The sequence below is a fragment of the Mucilaginibacter sp. P5_A4 genome, from assembly GCF_056400605.1.
In genome coordinates, this window is sequence record NZ_JBFUKX010000008.1 from 79,289 (window position 1) to 97,355 (window position 18,067).

16 protein-coding genes are annotated in these 18,067 nt (G+C 40.9%); all 16 read right to left on the minus strand.

All coding sequences use genetic code 11. The features are described from left to right. Window positions 1–351: 351 nt before the first annotated feature. The 16 genes from AC1DQW_RS07480 to AC1DQW_RS07555 all read right to left on the minus strand — a co-directional run bounded on the left by AC1DQW_RS07480 (window position 352) and on the right by AC1DQW_RS07555 (window position 18,011). Window positions 352–1,746 carry a RagB/SusD family nutrient uptake outer membrane protein gene (locus AC1DQW_RS07480; protein WP_477453517.1) on the minus strand — a complete coding sequence of 465 codons (1,395 nt, stop codon included), beginning with the start codon at window positions 1,744–1,746 and terminating at the stop codon, window positions 352–354. A gap of 15 nt (window positions 1,747–1,761) precedes the next feature. Beyond that, window positions 1,762–4,821 (minus strand): SusC/RagA family TonB-linked outer membrane protein, encoded by a 3,060-nt coding sequence (locus AC1DQW_RS07485; RefSeq protein WP_477453518.1) that lies wholly within the window; start codon window positions 4,819–4,821, stop codon window positions 1,762–1,764. A gap of 127 nt (window positions 4,822–4,948) precedes the next feature. Beyond that, entirely contained in the window at window positions 4,949–5,446 is a 498-nt protein-coding gene (locus tag AC1DQW_RS07490) for an acyl-CoA carboxylase biotin carboxyl carrier protein subunit (RefSeq protein WP_477453519.1), read from the minus strand. A gap of 138 nt (window positions 5,447–5,584) precedes the next feature. Continuing rightward, window positions 5,585–6,247, minus strand: coding sequence for a DUF4159 domain-containing protein (locus AC1DQW_RS07495; protein ID WP_477453520.1), 663 nt, complete (start codon window positions 6,245–6,247; stop codon window positions 5,585–5,587). Further along, window positions 6,244–6,954, minus strand: coding sequence for a 16S rRNA (uracil(1498)-N(3))-methyltransferase (locus AC1DQW_RS07500; RefSeq protein WP_477453521.1), 711 nt, complete (start codon window positions 6,952–6,954; stop codon window positions 6,244–6,246). Before AC1DQW_RS07500 ends, AC1DQW_RS07495 begins: the two co-directional genes overlap by 4 nt. Before the next feature lie 13 nt (window positions 6,955–6,967). Beyond that, complete coding sequence (locus AC1DQW_RS07505) at window positions 6,968–8,308, minus strand: hemolysin family protein (RefSeq protein WP_477453522.1); 1,341 nt, start codon at window positions 8,306–8,308, stop codon at window positions 6,968–6,970. Window positions 8,309–8,315: 7 nt separating this feature from the next. Beyond that, window positions 8,316–8,861, minus strand: coding sequence for an inorganic diphosphatase (locus AC1DQW_RS07510; protein WP_477414855.1), 546 nt, complete (start codon window positions 8,859–8,861; stop codon window positions 8,316–8,318). 19 nt (window positions 8,862–8,880) lie between these two features. Beyond that, window positions 8,881–9,528 (minus strand): DedA family protein, encoded by a 648-nt coding sequence (locus tag AC1DQW_RS07515; RefSeq protein WP_477453523.1) that lies wholly within the window; start codon window positions 9,526–9,528, stop codon window positions 8,881–8,883. Between the two features lie 55 nt (window positions 9,529–9,583). Next, on the minus strand, window positions 9,584–10,966 hold the full coding sequence (locus tag AC1DQW_RS07520; RefSeq protein ID WP_477453524.1) for an NADH-quinone oxidoreductase subunit N: 1,383 nt from the start codon (window positions 10,964–10,966) through the stop codon (window positions 9,584–9,586). A gap of 56 nt (window positions 10,967–11,022) precedes the next feature. Beyond that, entirely contained in the window at window positions 11,023–12,498 is a 1,476-nt protein-coding gene (locus tag AC1DQW_RS07525; protein WP_477453525.1) for a complex I subunit 4 family protein, read from the minus strand. Window positions 12,499–12,520: 22 nt separating this feature from the next. Continuing rightward, window positions 12,521–14,434 (minus strand): NADH-quinone oxidoreductase subunit L, encoded by a 1,914-nt coding sequence (gene nuoL / locus AC1DQW_RS07530; protein WP_477453526.1) that lies wholly within the window; start codon window positions 14,432–14,434, stop codon window positions 12,521–12,523. A gap of 155 nt (window positions 14,435–14,589) precedes the next feature. Continuing rightward, window positions 14,590–14,919: an NADH-quinone oxidoreductase subunit NuoK gene (gene nuoK / locus AC1DQW_RS07535; protein WP_477406163.1), complete on the minus strand. Its 330-nt coding sequence runs from the start codon at window positions 14,917–14,919 to the stop codon at window positions 14,590–14,592. After that, window positions 14,919–15,416, minus strand: a complete 498-nt coding sequence (locus tag AC1DQW_RS07540) for an NADH-quinone oxidoreductase subunit J family protein (RefSeq protein WP_477406161.1) — start codon at window positions 15,414–15,416, stop codon at window positions 14,919–14,921. The genes nuoK and AC1DQW_RS07540 overlap by 1 nt, the downstream gene beginning before the upstream one ends. A 60-nt stretch (window positions 15,417–15,476) precedes the next feature. Further along, window positions 15,477–15,974, minus strand: a complete 498-nt coding sequence (locus AC1DQW_RS07545) for a NuoI/complex I 23 kDa subunit family protein (protein WP_477414865.1) — start codon at window positions 15,972–15,974, stop codon at window positions 15,477–15,479. Window positions 15,975–15,978: 4 nt separating this feature from the next. Next, a complete protein-coding gene (gene nuoH, locus AC1DQW_RS07550) occupies window positions 15,979–17,022 on the minus strand; it encodes an NADH-quinone oxidoreductase subunit NuoH (RefSeq protein ID WP_477406453.1) in 1,044 nt (347 codons plus the stop codon). Beyond that, window positions 17,022–18,011: an NADH-quinone oxidoreductase subunit G gene (locus AC1DQW_RS07555; protein WP_477414867.1), complete on the minus strand. Its 990-nt coding sequence runs from the start codon at window positions 18,009–18,011 to the stop codon at window positions 17,022–17,024. Before AC1DQW_RS07555 ends, nuoH begins: the two co-directional genes overlap by 1 nt. Between the last annotated feature and the right edge of the window lie 56 nt (window positions 18,012–18,067).

Genomic DNA, 18,067 nt, shown 5'->3' on the forward strand with positions numbered 1-18,067 from the left:
ATAACCTTTATTTGCAAGCATTTTGTGGTGCAATTAAATTGCTATAATAATCTGCATTTAGGAATGCCGGATTCATATTGATTATTTAACTGTTATGGGTACTGGTACCTCCGGCATGTTCAACCTTAAACTCCCCTCCTCTAATAGTAAATGGTATATTATTTGTTGTATAAAGGCACGAGTTTTATTAAAAACTACTCCTTGCATAAGGTTGATTTTATACTCATGAAATCGCGTATACATGGATAATGGCTAAGATCTTCGGCAATTCTCTTACATCCCATTATACTCAAAAGCAACAAAAAACCCCGGGAGCATTAAGCAACCGGGGTCCATAGAATAATGATTATATTATTGATAACCTTCGTTTTGTGTCAAATTAGGATTTGCATCACGTTCACGTTTTGGTATCGGAAATATAAGTTTTGGGGAGTTCCAATCAAAGGAATCAACGGCATTACCGTCCCCATCAATTGAATGAGTGGTTTCCTTATAACGTTTTAAATCGCCCAAACGCTGGCCTTCAAAAGGTAGTTCAACCCTGCGCTCCTGCTTAACTGCTGCAAGCAGGGCTGTAGCTGTTGCGGCTGTCGTATTAGCCAATTTAGCTCTGTTTCGTATAACATTAATATCTGCCGCTGCTCCAGCCAGGTCTGGAGTAGCTTTTAATATTCTTGCTTCGGCCCTGATCAGATAAATCTCTGCTAAGCGAATAGTAATTACGTTACCAAATGCATTGTTAAACTTAGATGTATAAACATCATAGAATTCATTAGCACGGTCATCTCCGGCTTCGTAACGGGCATAATGCTGATCAAAAATAATTGTCTCCCCACGACCCGCAAAATCAGAACTTGCATAAGCCTCATTTAATGCATTAAAGCCCGATTGACTTGAAATTTGGATTGCGAATACATCCTCGGAAGAGTTAAATACGCGTGTAGCTTGAGGCGGATGTTGAAATTCGTCGGCAAAATTCTTAACCAACTCAAATAGTCCGCTGTTAATTATTTTTGTAGCTTCGGTTTCGGCCAGGTCATATTTTCCCTGGGTTAAGTAAATTCTCGCCAATACAGCCGCTGCAGATGAAGAGCTGGCATACGGAGGATTACTCTCTTCAAGATTAGCTTCGGCCGTGGTTAAATCAGCTATCGCCTGTGCATAAATTTCGGCAACGGTATTCCGTTTAACATTTTGTATTCCCGATATTGTTGTGGTTGGCGCTAAAATCAACGGGACAGCTAAGTTTGTTGTTGGCGAACCATCATTCCAGGCCTTGCCAAAAGCCCTGGCAAGATCAAAATAAGTCATTCCACGTAAAAACTTGGCCTCGCCCTCAACTGTTGCCTTTTTGGCTGCAACAACCAGGTTCAAATTAGCCAAAACCGTATTACAAACACCAATGGTATTATAGCCGGCATCCCATACTCCTTCAACAAAAAAATTATTAATGGTTATTTTTTTATTATCAAGTTCAGTATAATCAGAGAAAGTACCCTGGTATTGAAAATCTCCATCATCGGCTAAAAAATCTGTACTTGACTGTAATCTGCCACCATAAAGGCCACTTAAGCCCGCTGCTGTATACGCGCCAATAAGCACGCCTTCTACATCTTTTGACGTCTTTAAAGCCTGGCTTGACTCTACGGAATCGTGAGGCTTAATATCTAACTGTTTTTGACAGCCGGAGTTATATAGCATTGCTAATGTACTTAATGCTATAATTGAATATTTTATTTTTTTCATCTTCTTCAGCTTAAATTAAAATCCCACGTTAATACCAAAAGTTATTGTTTTAGCTTGCGGAGCTGCATAAAAATCATAGTTCTGGGTAATATTACCAGAGAATGCATCCGAATTTAGCTCAGGGTCCCAGCCTTTATATTTGGTCCAGGTGGCTAAGTTTGTAGCCTGGGCATAAATCCTTAAGCTACGCAGCTTTATTTTCTCCAACACGCCTTTTGGGAAATTATAACCTAAAACTATATTCTTTAAACGCAGGTAAGATCCATCACTCAAATACCTTGAACTTGGCGATACACCATTGCCACCAAACAAACGGGCCTCTGGCACCATGGTTATATCACCCGGTTTTTTCCATGACTGAAGCTGGTCGAGCGTTTGGTTGTCTGCTCCATTATTAAAACCTACAGACATGTACTGGCCGCCACCGTTATAGATCTTATCGCCGTTTACTTCCTGTAATAAAAAGCTAAAATCAAACCCCTTATAGCCTACCGTATTATTTAAACCGGCAATAAATTTAGGGTTAGGGTCACCAACAACTACAGGTGTTGCTTCATTATAATCACTGGTAGTTGCTCTGTCACGTTTGCCACCACCAAGGTCGGTGTTTTTGTAGTAAAGCGCATCGCCGTTAGCCGGATCGGCACCGGCAAATTCTACCGTGTAAAATATGCCTAATGGCTGGCCCTCTACAGCACGGTTCACTGCGTCGCCGCTACCGGTAATAACCTGGCCTTTCAGGTCGGTAATTTTATTGCGGTTAACAGAGAAGTTAAAACTTGTTGACCAGGTAAGTTCCTTACCAACAATATTCTTTGAATCAATCTGCATTTCAAAACCTTTGTTTTGCAGTTTACCAAGGTTTTGGGTAATAGTTGTAAAACCGGATGTAGCCGGAACCTGTACGTTTAATAACAGGTCTTTTGTTTTCTTTAAGTAAACATCAAACTGACCACTCAGGCGTCCATTGAAAAACCCAATATCCAATCCAATATCTGATTGCGCAGTTGTTTCCCACTTCAAATCAGGATTAGGTAACTGGGTTGGCCTTGCACCGGCAACACCGGCATAACCAAACTCTGTAAATAGCCCGCGAGACGGAAAGTTGCCGATCTCGGAGTTACCGGTTATACCATAGCTGGCCCTTAATTTTAATTCAGAAACCAGCTGTTGTTTTTTCATGAAACCTTCTTCTGATACAATCCAGCCTACCGAACCTGCAGGGAAGAATCCGTAGCGATGATTGGCGCCAAACCTTGAAGAACCATCAACACGGCCGCTCAATGATAAAAGGTATTTATCATCATATTTATAATTTGCCCTTGCAAAATAAGACAGCAATGAATAGGCTGATAATGTGGATATACCGTTTGTAATATCTGCCGAACTGGTAAGCTTTTTATATGCATCACTGGGAAACTGATTACCGCTAAGGGAGTTAAGATCATTTTGCTGACGCTGAAAAGTCATACCGCCCACAGCATTAATATTACTCTTACCTATGTCTTTTATAAATTGTAAAAAATTATTTGTGTTAAAGTTTGTGGCTGTAACATATGAGCTAAGGCCAGTTCCGTTTGGTGTGCCGGAGTTACGGGCTGTTAAGCTCCCCGAATAACTATCCTCATTTGAATTTAATATATCCACGCCAACTTCCGACCTAAAGCTCAACGACGGGAGCAGTTTTATCTGGGCGTACACATTACCTAAGTTCCGGTAATCTACTGTGTTAAAATAGCTGTTTTGTGCATTTAACAAAGGGTTATAGTAGATAGGGAAACTGGCATTTGGAAGCCCGGTAGCGGGGTCAAGTGCACCACTGGTTAATCCTGTACGAGGGTCGATGATTGGGGTAATTGGCGATAAGGCTACAACTTGCTCGGGCGTTGAAAAAGCATTGTCGTTATCCAGGCGATAATTTTTTGTCCGTGATACACTTAAATTAGCCCCAACTTCCAACCATTTTGTGGCCTGGTTGCTAATGTTTGTACGCAAACTGTATTGATTAATTGCATTACCTATCAGGAAGCCCTTTTGATTATTATAAGTGCCCGATATATAGAATTTAGTTTTCTCGGTACCTCCGGATAGTACAAGATTATAATTTTGTACCGGCGCATGCTGTGTAACTTGTTTTTGCCAATCAGTATTTACTTTATAGGTTTTATAATCATCGCTACCAGCAGCATATCTTTTTAACCTTGCTTCAACCGAGGTAGTTGAATATCCACCCGCAGCTCCTGCGGCTCTTAGTAGGGTAACGTATTGTTGTGAATTTAAAAATTCACGATCATTTGTTGGTTTACTAAAACCATAGTATTGATTGTAAGTTACCTTGGTGTCGCCAGCTTTACCTTTTTTGGTGGTTACCAAAACCACGCCATTTGAGGCTCTTGAACCATAAATTGCAGCCGCAGAAGCATCCTTCAATATATCGATAGATTCGATATCGTTTTGATTCAGGTCCACCAATGGGTTGGTTGATGCGCCATTACTCGAAAAGTTATCAACGGTAATAGGCAAGCCATCAACAACATATAATGGCTGATTACCTGCCGATACTGATGATGCACCACGGATACGTACCTGGATACCCTGGCCTAACTTTCCATTTTGCGCTTGTATGTAAACACCGGGAGTACGGCCCTGTATGGCAGATTCTAAACTTGGTACCGGGATATTTTCAATATCCGCACCTTTAATTTTTGATATCGAACCGGTTAATGAACGCCTGCTTTGGGTACCATAACCAACTACCACAACTTCTGTAAGCTGCCTGGCATCAACTGCCAAACCTGCATTAACAACCAATTTAGTAATAGCAACTTCGGCTGGTGTGTACCCTATAAATTTAAAAACCAAAATTTTTGCAGCCGCCGGAACAGACAGGCTGTATGATCCGTTGATATCAGTTTGAGTACCTATACCGGCAACTTCTTTCACGGTTACACTTACCCCAGGTAAGGGTGACCCATCTTTTTGATCTGTTACCTTACCTGTTATCAAACGGTTTTGCCCGAAAACGAATGACATGCAGGAAAATAACAACAAAATTGTTAGTAGATTTTTCTTCATAAAGTTAAAATATTAATTAAAAAAGTAAGTTATTAACAAAAAGGCACTAAAACAATAGGGAAAGTAATATATGTTTTTATTTATTAAATAGTTACTATAAAAAACAAGCCTCAAAAAAACAGCTTTTTTAAAACTCAATCAGAATCTGACCTTTTTCAACTTTATCCCCCGCTTTTATTTTTATTTTTTTGATGATCGCATCAGCCGGAGATTTGATGATATTTTCCATTTTCATCGCTTCAAGTACAAAAAGGTTATCCCCTTTTTTTATTTCTTCGCCATCGGTTACATAAACCTTAAGTACCATCCCCGGCATCGGCGCTTTTATTTCGCTCAACCTTGCACTGTTTAAACTACTGAGGCCTAATTTATCGAGCAAAATATCAAACTGATCTTTAGCGCTAATGATATAGCAGTTATTGTTGACCTTAATTTCGGCAGTTTTTTCGGCGCTGTTAAAATATACCACATCTATATTATAGGATTGGTTGCCTTCTATAATGTGATAAATATTCCCGCCAATATGTTTTATATCAGCCTGGGTTTTGGTTTTATTTAAAAGCAGCTCGTCACTATTTCTTTCGGTTTCAAAAATATACTGGTCGTTTACTTTTAGCTGATACATCTGTGGTGTTTTTTCTGCGGATAGGTTTATGTTGCGAGGTCAGCGCTTCTTTTTTGTTATAAGGCTTTGTGTATACTAAAGTTAGCAAATATTTCTGGAAATTGAGAACCGTTTAACTTAAAACTTGCCAACTTAAAACTACTGCGTAAATACGTACTGTATCATATTGGCGCCCATTTTAAGCGCTTTTAACCGACTATCCTGGCTATCACCGGCATAAGTGCCATAATCTTCCCACCCGTTGCCAAGGTCGCATTCGTAGTCATAAAAACATACTAATCTGCCTTTGTATATCAGGCCGAAACCTTGCGCGCGCGTGCCATCATGCTCGTGTATTTTAGGCAAACCATTAGGAAAGCTATATTTCTGGTGATAAATGGGATGATCAAGCGGAAGCTCTACAAACTCAAGCTCGGGGAAAACCTTTTTCATCTGGGGGCGAATAAATTTATCCAGCCCGTAATTATCGTCGATATGCAGAAAGCCACCACCGGTAAGATACTTACGCAGGTTACGTGCTTCCTGTTCGCTAAAAATCACATTACCGTGTCCAGTCATAAAAACAAACGGGTAATTAAATATAGATGCACTGCCAACTTCTACCACCTCGTCATCCGCGTCAAAGTTAGTTTTAAGGTTTTCGTTACAAAACTTTATAAGGTTGGTTAAAGCCGTACGGTCGCCATACCAGTCGCCGCCACCCGCGTATTTAAGCCGGGCTATTTTATATGATGGCGCATTAAAACTGCTCATTACTATAAATGCGGCAAAAGCTGTTACTATGTATCTTACCCTTTTCATACCCGGTTTATAAAGTTAACCTCGAAACAGGCTTCTAATGCAGCGGTTTCGGTACGCAGCCTGGCTTCTCCTAAAGTTATGGGTTTAAAACCGTTTTCCAAAGCAAGTGCTATTTCGGCCGGTGAAAAATCTCCTTCGGGGCCTATCAATATCAAATACCGTCCTTTGAGATTTATCTCTTTGCGCAAATCAAGCTTTTCGCCCGGCTCACAGTGGGCAATGAATTTTTGTCCATCAAATGGCTCAACTAACAGGTGATTCAGTTTAACAGCATCATTTAAAACGGGATGGTAAGCTTTAAGAGATTGTTTAATTGCTGCAGTAATGATTTTATTGAGCCTGTCAACCTTTACTTCTTTCCGTTCAGATCGTTGTGTAACAATGAGTGTAACCTCATCAATACCAATCTCGGTGGCTTTTTCTAAAAACCATTCCAGCCGTTCAATATTTTTTGTAGGGGCTACCGCTATCTGCAGGTAATGATTCCGTTTATTAAAGTTTGGGGTAACCGAAGTAATATTAAGGATAGTACGCTTAGGATGCGCATCCTGGATTTTAGCATTATAAAAACCACCGCGACCGTCAATCAGCTGAACTTCGTCGCCGGTCTCCAACCTCAATACCCGTATGGCATGCTTGCTTTCATCTTCGCTAAGAAAATACTGCGGGTGCGAGGGTTCAATATCGGGTGTATAAAAAAGTTGCATTTTGCTAAGCAGATTAATGTAAATCTACTGCATCTTCTTCATTTATCAGTAATTCAAGCTTAACAGATTCGATATTCTGGTCTGATTTTCTTAATACGGTAATATTATAGCCGTTAGATTCCTTTTGCTCCCCAACGTCGGGGATCTTACCAAATATATGGCCAAGCCAGCCTGATACCGTATCAAAGTCGCCATCTTCGGGCAGGTCATGAGGCAAATGCTCATTTACATCGTATATAGGCGCAAGGGCGTTTACGATAAATTCCCGTTCGTTCACTTTTTCAACTATCGGCTTTTCTTCATCGTATTCATCCTGTATCTCGCCTACAAGCTCCTCCACAATATCCTCCAGGGTAACCATACCCGCTGTGCCGCCAAATTCATCAAGCACAATAGCTATCTGGATTCGTTTTTGCTGTAACTCGGCCATCAAATCGTTGATCTTTTTGGTTTCGGGGATAAAATAAGGTTTGCGAATGATATCCTTAAGTACAATCTCCTGGTTTCGGGCCAGTAGCGGTAATATATCTTTGGCATGTACTATACCGATGATCTTATCTATCACATCATCAAAAACAGGCATCCGCGAATACCCCTCATCTATGATCATATCCAGTAGCTCGCCCGTGGTTGAATTGATATCAATACCTGATATTTTGGTACGCGGAACCATGATGTTTTTAACCACCCGCTCATTAAAATCAAACACATTCTGGATCAGTTCATGCTCATTTGAGTCAAGCGCACCGGTCTCTTTACCCTGCTCAAGCAGGTATTGCAATTCTTCAGAGCTGTGATGCGCTTCGCCACCTTCCAAAGTATTGATGCCCAAAAGCCTTAAAATAAAATTAGCAAAGCCGTTTAAAAGCCATATTAACGGCTTAAAAAACACAAAGAAAAACCTAAGTGGCAAAGAAACCGCCAACACCGTACGTATGGACTTTTGAATGGCTATTGATTTGGGAGCAAGCTCGCCAAAAACAATATGCAATACCGTAATAAAAGTAAACGCTAAAATATGACTGGCAGTTATAAAACCGCTGGAAAGCGTAATGCCAACAGCCATAAAAGCCCTTACTACAACGTTGGTGGCCACTTCTTCGCCCACAACACCCAGCGCAAGTGACGCTATGGTAATACCTAACTGTGTTGCGGCCAGGTAACCATCAAGGTTATGCAATATGCCGCGCGCTACTTTTGCAACCCCGCTTCCGGCTTTGGCTTTGATTTCAATTTGTGAACCCCGTACCCTTACCATGGCAAACTCAGCGGCTACAAAAAAACCATTGAGCAAAACCAAAAACGCGGTTGCAATTAAATAAAAAGCACTTATTTCGTAATGCGCAGGGTCCATCTATTAATTATTGGTAAACAGGAAATGTAGATTTATACAATTCCAAACTTTCATTTATTACCTTATGCGCGTAACGCACACCTAATAAATGTTCGATAGTTACATTTTTGCCTTCCAGCTTTTTGTAATCCTTGAAAAAACGAACAATTTCGGTCATGGCGTGCGGAGGAAGCTCATTCAAATCATTTATGTAATTTACCGACATATCGTTTTTGGCAACAGCAATAATCTTATCGTCCTGTTCGCCATTATCAACCATGTGCATCACACCTACTACCTTTGCCTCGATGATCGACATCGGGAAAACATCAATTGAGCAAAGTACCAATATATCTAATGGATCTTTATCATCGCAGTAAGTTTGTGGAATAAAGCCGTAGTTGGCCGGGTACATTACCGACGAAAATAAAACCCGATCTAATTTTAGTAAACCAGAATCCTTATCAATTTCGTATTTGGCTTTAGAGCCTTTAGGGATTTCAATTATAGCGTTAACAATCTCGGGGATGTTTTCACCGGGAGAAACCTGGTGCCATGGGTGTTGTGTACTCATTGGTATTTGTTATGTATTTTTATGTGTTACTCTTTTCTTTATTCACTGCTATTTTTTTTCGGATGTAAGCTGTAACAAGCGGGATGGTAGTAATAACTATCAGCCCTAAAACTATATACTGCATATAATCCTTTATTTGCGGAAACCTTTTACCTAAGAAAAATCCGCCTAAAGTAAATGTACATACCCAGGTTACACTCCCTATCAGGTTATATAAACCGAATTTTTTTATGTCAACCTTTACAACACCTGCAAATATAGGGGCAAATGTTCTAACTATCGGGAAAAATCTCCCTAAAATCAAGGCCATTCCGCCGTACTTATTATAAAAATCGCTTGCAAGTACCACATAGCGCTTTTTAAAAAACAGCGAGTCGTTCTTATTAAATAGCACAGGCCCTGTTCGGTAACCAAACCAATAACCCGTAAAATTTCCTAATATGCCAGCTGCAATGAGCGATAGCACCAACGTAGATATGCCTACATCCAACTTTCCTGCCGAACACAGCAAACCTGCCATGAATAGCAGATAATCTCCTGGTAAAAAAAAACCAAAAAACAGGCCGGTTTCAGCAAAAACAACAACAAGCAGGAAATAAAAGCCTCCCCTGCTTATGATGGATTGAGCGTCCGTTAAATTTTGAAGGTAATCCCAAAAACTTTCCATTCACTATATCTGTAAAACTACAAATATTATATCAATTTGCAGTACCCAGTTATTATTAAATGAAACGGGAGATAAAATCGGGGTAAACACCGATAATAACAGTTGCTAATGCCGATACAGCAAAAACAAGCTTATAATATGCCGGTATGGTAACTTCGGCTCTATCTGCCGGGCGGAAATACATAGCAACTATAACCCTGAAATAATAAAAGATACTGATAATGGCATTTACAACGGCTATAATAACCAGCCAAAACTGGTACTTTGACAGCGCGCCCGAAAACATGAAAAACTTTCCAATAAACCCTGCAGTAAGCGGGATACCAGCCAATGACAGCATAGATATTGTTAATACAAAAGCCAGGAAAGGATTGTTTTTTGCAAGGCCGTTAAAGCTTTCAAAGCTATCGCTGCCGCTTTGCTGATGCACCAATATTAAACTGCCAAAAGCAATAATTGAAGCAATTGAATAAGCAGTAGCGTATATAAATACCGAATTAGCCGATGCCGAACCTAAAGCCACAATAGCAAAAAGCAAGTAACCTGCGTGTGATATGCTTGAAAACGCCAGCATTCGTTTAAAGCTTTGCTGATACAGCGCGGTGATGTTACCTATAAATAAAGTTGCTACAGTAATAACAAGTAAAACCGGCATCCAAAAATCAGACAGTGGAGCAAAGCAGACCGAAAATAAACGCAGAAATGCTGCAAAACCGGCAGTTTTTACCACTGTAGACATGAAGGCGGTTATAAGGGTAGGTGAGCCCTCGTATACATCAGGGGTCCAGAAATGGAATGGCGCGGCGCCAACCTTAAAGCAAAGCCCGACAATGATCAACGCAATGCCTGTGTAAAACATTGGATCGATGTGCGGATGTGCCAAAACCCAATCGCGGATAACCTCTAAACTAAATGAGCCTGTTGAACCGTATATTAACGTGATGCCAAACAATAAGAAGCCGGTTGAGAATGCTCCCATCAGGAAATACTTTAAAGCGGCTTCGTTTGATGCGAAATCGCTTTTCCTGATACCCGCCAGGATATATAAACTTACCGACATGATCTCGATACCAATGAACATCATGGTAAGGTTATAGTAAGATACCATAACAATGATACCCGTTAGCGAGAACAATATAATAGCGTAATACTCGGCCACATGCTTACTGATCCTCTCAAAATATCCACCTGATAACAGCAGGATAAGGATTGTGGTAATAATAGCAACCGACGAAAATACAACAGAGAAGTTGTTGAACATCATCATACCATGATAAATTGGCACAGTTGTATCCGGGGTTTTATATTCGGCAACGGCACAAACCAGCGCGGCAATTAAGCCAATCACAGTAACAGGTAACAATGCCTTTGCAGCCTTGTATAAACCAAGATACAGCAACACTATTGGTAAAACAGATATGATGATTAAAGTACTCATTTAAATATTTTATTTTCTTTTTTAGAATTTTGGGTTTAGAGTTTAGGTTTTAATTCCTAATACGTCAACTTTCCATTCAAAGTGCCTAACAAATTATTAACTGCCGCCTCAGATATGTGCATTATTGGCTGCGGATAAACGCCTATAGCTATTATTAGTATACAGATAATAGTCAGTACCAATTGCTCAGATCCACTTATATCCTTAAAAGTTGTTGTCAGTTCATTAAGCTCGCCCTGCATAACATTTTTGTACATCCGTAACATGTATACAGCGCCAAAAATGATAGTTAAACCCGCCGCTATTACCAGTGCTAAATTCATGTAGTGATAAGCGCTGTATTGAAAAACACCATCAAGTAATAAAAACTCGCCTACAAAACCATTGGTAAGTGGTAAACCTACCGTACCCAATACTATAATTAAAAACGCTATTGAAAATTTAGGAGCTACCAGCGCAATGCCGCCAAGCTGACCAATGTTGCGCGTATTTAAACGTCTGCTGATGATATCCCATATAAAAAACATGCCAACCACATTTATACCGTGATTAAGCATTTGTATCATCGCGCCTTGTAAACCTTGGGCGTTCCAGGTAAAAATTGCCGCAGCAATAAGGCCAACGTGCGCTATAGATGAATAAGCTACCAAACGTTTACCGTCTGTTTGTTTAAACGCTATGATGGAAGCATACACAATACCTATAACAGCAAGTATAATTGCCAGGCTTTGCCAATGAGCCAAACCAAGAGGTGCACATGGTATTAACCACCTGATAACGCCATAAATTCCCATTTTGAGCATGATTCCTGATAACATCATGGTACCGCCCGTAGGTGCCTCGGTATAAGTATCGGGCTGCCAGGTATGGAAAGGGAATAAAGGCATTTTTATAGCAAAGGCCAGGAAAAATGCCAAAAACACCCAGGATTGTTGCGGGGCAGTAAGCTTTAAAGCATAAAAGCTGTGAATATCGAAAGTTCTATCCGGTGATTGTAAATAAAGGTAGATGATAGCTACCAGCATAAATAACGAACCGGCAAATGTATAGATGAAAAATTTAAGGGTAATACGGATGCGGTTTTCGCCACCCCAAAGGGCACATATAAAGTAAATAGGGATTAGCGCGGCTTCCCATCCAACGTAAAATAAAAACCCGTCTAACGCGGTAAACACTACCAGCAAACCGGCCTGCATAAATAATATTAAAACATAAAAAGCACCGGCATTTTTATATTCATGCTTATAGGTGGTTAATATAATAAGCGGCACAAGCAACGTGGTAAGCAGTACCATGATCATGCTGATACCATCAATACCGGCGCTAAAATAAATACCTAATTTTGCTATCCACGGAACATCAATACCAAATTGTGTTGTTGCATCGGGTACAAAACGGCTTAAAAACAGACCGGCTATTACCAGTTCGGCAACAGAGAAAAATAATGCGGCGTGTTTGGCAACCCCGTTTTTTAATAAGGCTACTATAACTGCGGCAACTACCGGTAAAAAAATTAATATACTAACGGTCATTTTATATTTTAAACGCTATCGTTTATACTTTAGTTAATCCAAATACACTGTAAACCAATATGGCTATAATACCCAGCACCATTACAAATATGTAGAAACCTACATTGCCCGTTTGCAATAAACGCAGGCCCTTACTGGTTTCAATAGTTCCTTTACCCAGGCCGTTCACTAAACCATCAATACCCATCTTATCCACTACGTTGTAGAAAAAGGTTGACAAGAAATCCAATGGTTTGCGGATCAGGAAATCATAAAGCTCATCTACATAAAATTTCTGATAGGATAAGCTGGTCAATGCCGGGCGTTCTTCGGTATCTGCTACCGGAAGGCTGTCGTTTTGAACATATTTTATATAAGCATAAATTAATGCTATAAATGCAACACCTACCGAAACACCCATCAGAATCCACTCGGTACCTGATGACAATTCATTTGAAGGTAGGATGGTGGTTGATGCTTTAAATACAGGGGCCAGGTAATGGCCAAGTTCATGGTGACCACCTAAAACCTCGGGCACGCCAATTAAACCGCCGATAATAGAAAGTATTGCCAATATGATCAATGGGATGGTCATGGTTGCCGGCGACTCATGCAAATGATGTTCCTGCTCATGCGTGCCACGGAATTTACCCCAAAAAGTAAGGTACATCATCCTGAACATATAGAACGAGGTTAGCATAGCTGTAAAAACACCCACTACATAAAAGGTAGTACTGTGCTCAAAGGCATGAGCCAGAATCTCATCTTTTGAAAAGAAACCAGAGAACGGAGGGATCCCCGAAATGGCGATAGTGCCAATAAGCATGGTAGCAAATGTAACAGGCAGCTTGCCTTTTAAGCCTCCCATTTTGCGCATATCCTGCTCGCCGCTTACCGCATGGATAACAGAGCCTGCACCAAGGAATAACAGGGCTTTAAAGAAAGCATGTGTTAATACGTGGAAGAAAGCGCCGGTATAGGCGCCCACACCTAAACCTAAAAACATATAACCCAGTTGCGACACAGTTGAATAAGCCAGTACCTTTTTAATATCAGTTTGCGTAAGGGCAATTAACGCGGCAAATAACGCGGTAGCCAAACCTACTATAGCCACAACCTCCATTGCAAATGGCGACATGCTGTAAAATATGTTTGAGCGGGCAATCATATAAATACCTGCTGTAACCATGGTTGCAGCGTGGATCAATGCCGATACGGGAGTTGGGCCGGCCATTGCATCTGGTAACCAGGTAAACAATGGTAACTGGGCCGATTTGCCTATAGCGCCAACAAACAACAATAGGGCAATAACTGTAAATGGCGCGGCACCTATTTTCATTGCTGCCGCCTTAGGAAATAGAGTAGCAAATTCAACACTCCCAAACGCGTAGATCATTAGGAACACTCCCAATAAAAAGCCCAAATCGCCGATACGGTTCATGATGAAGGCCTTTTTTGCAGCGTCGGCGTAGCTTGGGTTGGTATACCAGAAACCAATAAGCAGGTATGAGCATAAACCTACGCCCTCCCATCCTATAAACATGATGATATAGTTTGAACCCATCACCAATAGCAGCATGAAAAATACAAACAGGTTTAAGTAAGCGAAAAACTTACCGAAACCTTTATCATTATGCATATAACCAATAGAATACAGGTGTATAAGGAAACCAACACCCGTAATAATGAGCAGCATAATAGAGCTCAACTGATCAACCAAAAATGCGAAAGGTATATGAACCGGACCTGCGTTGATCCAATCAAAATAAGTAACATTGATAGGGTTGCCGGTTGATTTGATATGGAAGAATGCTGCCAGGCTTAACCCAAAAGATACCAGTACGAGTAAGCTGCCAATAAAGCCTATTATTCCTTTTGATAATGAATTACGGCCAAATCCGTTAATAATAAAACCAGCTAACGGTAATATGGGAATAAGCCAGATGTATTGATTCATGTTTTCAGTTATACGTTTTACGTACTACGTTATACGCTTTAATTTATTTAATCGTCATTGCGTCGAACTAAGCAATCTCTTCACTTGCAATGACGGTGTGTTATGTATTTATTTTCCTTAAATCCGAAATCATAGTTCCGAATTCCGAAATCATCTTACCACTTCAGCCTGTTCAGCACGTTAATATCTATCGAATTGGTATTACGGTAAATCATCACAATGATGGCCAGCCCGACAGCTACTTCGGCGGCCGCAAGTGCCATAATAAAGAATACAAAAACCTGCCCGGTAGCATCGCCCCTGTAAACAGAGAATGCTGTTAGCAAAAGGTTCACCGCGTTCAGCATCAGTTCAACCGACATAAATATTACGATGGCATTGCGGCGGATCAATACGCCCATTACACCTATCGAAAAAATAATGCTGCTTAATAGAATGTAATGATTAAGCGGTACCGCTTGTATTGTATTTGTTAAGCTTTCCATTATGCAGTTTTAGTGTCTTTTGTAGCCAGTAAAACAGCACCCACCATTGCCGATAACAGCAATACTGACGATATTTCAAATGGCAGTAAAAATTCGTTAAACAATACTTTCCCCAGGTTTTTCACCAGGCCCAGCTCCGGGTTCTGCAATACAACCGGGTTAGATATTCCGATTGATTTTAAGGAGGCTGCTAAGGCCACCATCAGAATACCACCACCAAATACCCCTGCAAACTTCACCATAAATGGCTTAACAGGTTCACTATCCTTATTAAGGTTGATAAGCATCAGTGTGTACAGGAACAATACCAGGATAGCGCCCATGTACACTATAAAATTAACTATCGCCAAAAACTGGGCGTTCATTAATATATAATGAATGGTGAACGTAAAAAAGGTAAGTATAAGATAAAGGATACTATGTACCGGATTTTTGGCCGTGATCACCAATATCGAAAAGAATATGGACAAAAATGCGATGAAGTAAAATGTACTCATATTTATATTTACAAAATACCCTTGCCCTTTTTAAGAGTTGCGCAAAGGTATAAAACTTCTTTATTGATTTAAGGGTGGTTCTACTAATTTGTCTTTGCCGTAAATAAAATCCTTCCTCAAATAGTCGGCAGGTACAATATCTCCGTCAAGGTATATGGCCTCCTTGGGGCAGGCTTCTTCACAAAGGCCGCAAAAAATGCAGCGCAGCATGTTTATTTCGTAAACTGCCGCGTATTTTTCTTCCCGGTATAAATGCTCTTCGCCTTTCTGTCGTTCGGCAGCAACCATGGTTATAGCTTCTGCAGGGCATGATAATGCACATAATCCGCAGGCAGTACAGCGTTCTTTGCCATCCTCATCGCGTTTAAGCGAGTGCATGCCTCTAAAGTTTTCAGAAAACTCACGTTTCTCTTCAGGATAACTGATTGTTACCGGTTTCCTGAAAAAATGCTTCATTGTAGTGGCCAGACCGCCAATAATGGCGGGCAGGTAAGCACGCTCCAATAAATTAAGCGGCTTTACTTCCAGTACTTTTCGTTTATTGCTTAATGATTCCATTTAATTAAAATCCAAAGTGTGTAAGTGCTGCACTAACTACGCCGGTAAGCACAATATTAGCAATGGCCAAAGGTATCAATATCTTCCAGCCCAGGTCCATCAATTGGTCGTAGCGAAAACGAGGGATTGTCCAGCGTACCCACATAAAAAAGAAGATGAATAAGAATACCTTGGTGAATAATACCACTACACCAATAATTGGTGCAATAGTTGGGCCAGTATGTGCAAGCATCCAATCCATACCCGGATAGTTATAACCACCCCAATATAAAGTAGCCATTACAGCCGAAGAGATAAACATGTTAATATACTCCGCAAACAGGTAGAAACCTAATTTCATTGACGAATACTCGGTATGATAACCACCTACCAGTTCGGTTTCGCACTCGGGCAAGTCAAAAGGTGTTCGGTTAGTTTCTGCAAATGCGCATACTATAAATATTAAAAACCCAAGTGGCTGGCGTATTATATTCCAGTTAGCTCCATGCTGTTGTTCAGCAATCTCACGCAGGCTTAAAGTACCGGTTAGCATCAGCAAAGCGATAATGGATAAACCCATCGAAATTTCGTAGCTGATATTTTGTGATGCTGCACGAATTGCGCCTAATAATGAGTATTTATTATTTGATGCCCATCCGCCTATCATTACCCCATAAACGCCTAATGACACCACACCAAAGATGTATAAAACTCCTACATTGATATCGGTAACCTGCAGATCAACTACGTGGCCGCCAATAGTTATAGTTTGCCCCCATGGAATAACAGCAGAGCCAATACAGGCTGTAAGGATTGCCAGTGAAGGGCCAACTATGAACAGGAATGGCGTTGCATTGGTGGGGATGATCTCTTCTTTTAAAAACATTTTGGCACCATCTGCCAATGGCTGTAACAGACCAAACGGACCGGCACGGTTAGGGCCTATCCTATCCTGGAAAAACGCGGCAATCTTGCGCTCGGCATAAGTCGAGTACATGGCTACAACCAAACTGATCACAAAAATGATCAATATCAGGCCAAATTTAAATGCTATATCTACTAATCCCATTATAAGCGTGTGTCTCTTTCAAATTGTTCTTTATTCGCTTCCATCAATACCGGGTTGGTTTTAACAACCGGCAACGGCGTAAACTCATAGTGGTTTGAGCTGATAACCGATTTATGCGATACCTTGCGGGGTCCTTCAATCACCCAGTCGGCAGTTTTCTTTTTATCAAAGCGACAGGTATTGCAAATAAATTCTTCAACCTCGCCATAAACATCCTTGCGGCCTGTTACCCTTATCACATCCTCGCCTTTGTACCATAAAGTCACTTTACCGCAGCATTTATCGCAATCGCGGTGCGCTTCAACCGGCTTGGTGAACCACACACGATTTTTAAAGCGGAAGGTTTTATCGGTTAATGCGCCTACCGGGCATACATCAATCATGTTTCCAGAAAAATCATTATCAACGGCTTTGCTGATGTAAGTCGAGATCTCGGAATGATCGCCCCTGTTCAGGATGCCGTGTAAACGGGTGTTGGTAATTTGATCGGCAGTGAATACGCAACGGTAGCAAAGGATGCAACGCGTCATGTGTAGCTGTATTTTGTCGCCAATATCAATCTTTTCGAATGTACGGCGGTCAAACTCATAACGGGTTTTAGCGGCACCATGCTCAAAACCTAAGTCTTGCAGGTGGCACTCGCCTGCCTGGTCACATACAGGGCAATCAAGCGGGTGGTTAATCAATAACATTTCCACTACACCTTTACGGGCTTCTACCACTTCGGGCGAGGTGATGTTTTGCACTTCCATACCATCCATAACACCGGTACGGCAGGATGCAACCAGTTTAGGCATAGGGCGTGGATCCTTTTCAGATCCTTTGGTCACCTTAACCAAACAGGTACGGCATTTACCGCCACTGCCTTCCAGCTTGGAGTAATAGCACATAGCAGGCGGAACAATATCGCCACCTATCTGCCTCGCGGCATTAAGTATGCTTGTTCCTGGTTCTACTTCAACGGGTATTCCGTCTATTGTTACTTTCATCTTTTAAGTCAAAATTTAGAATTTTGATTCCTAATTATCTTATTCCGTCATTGCTA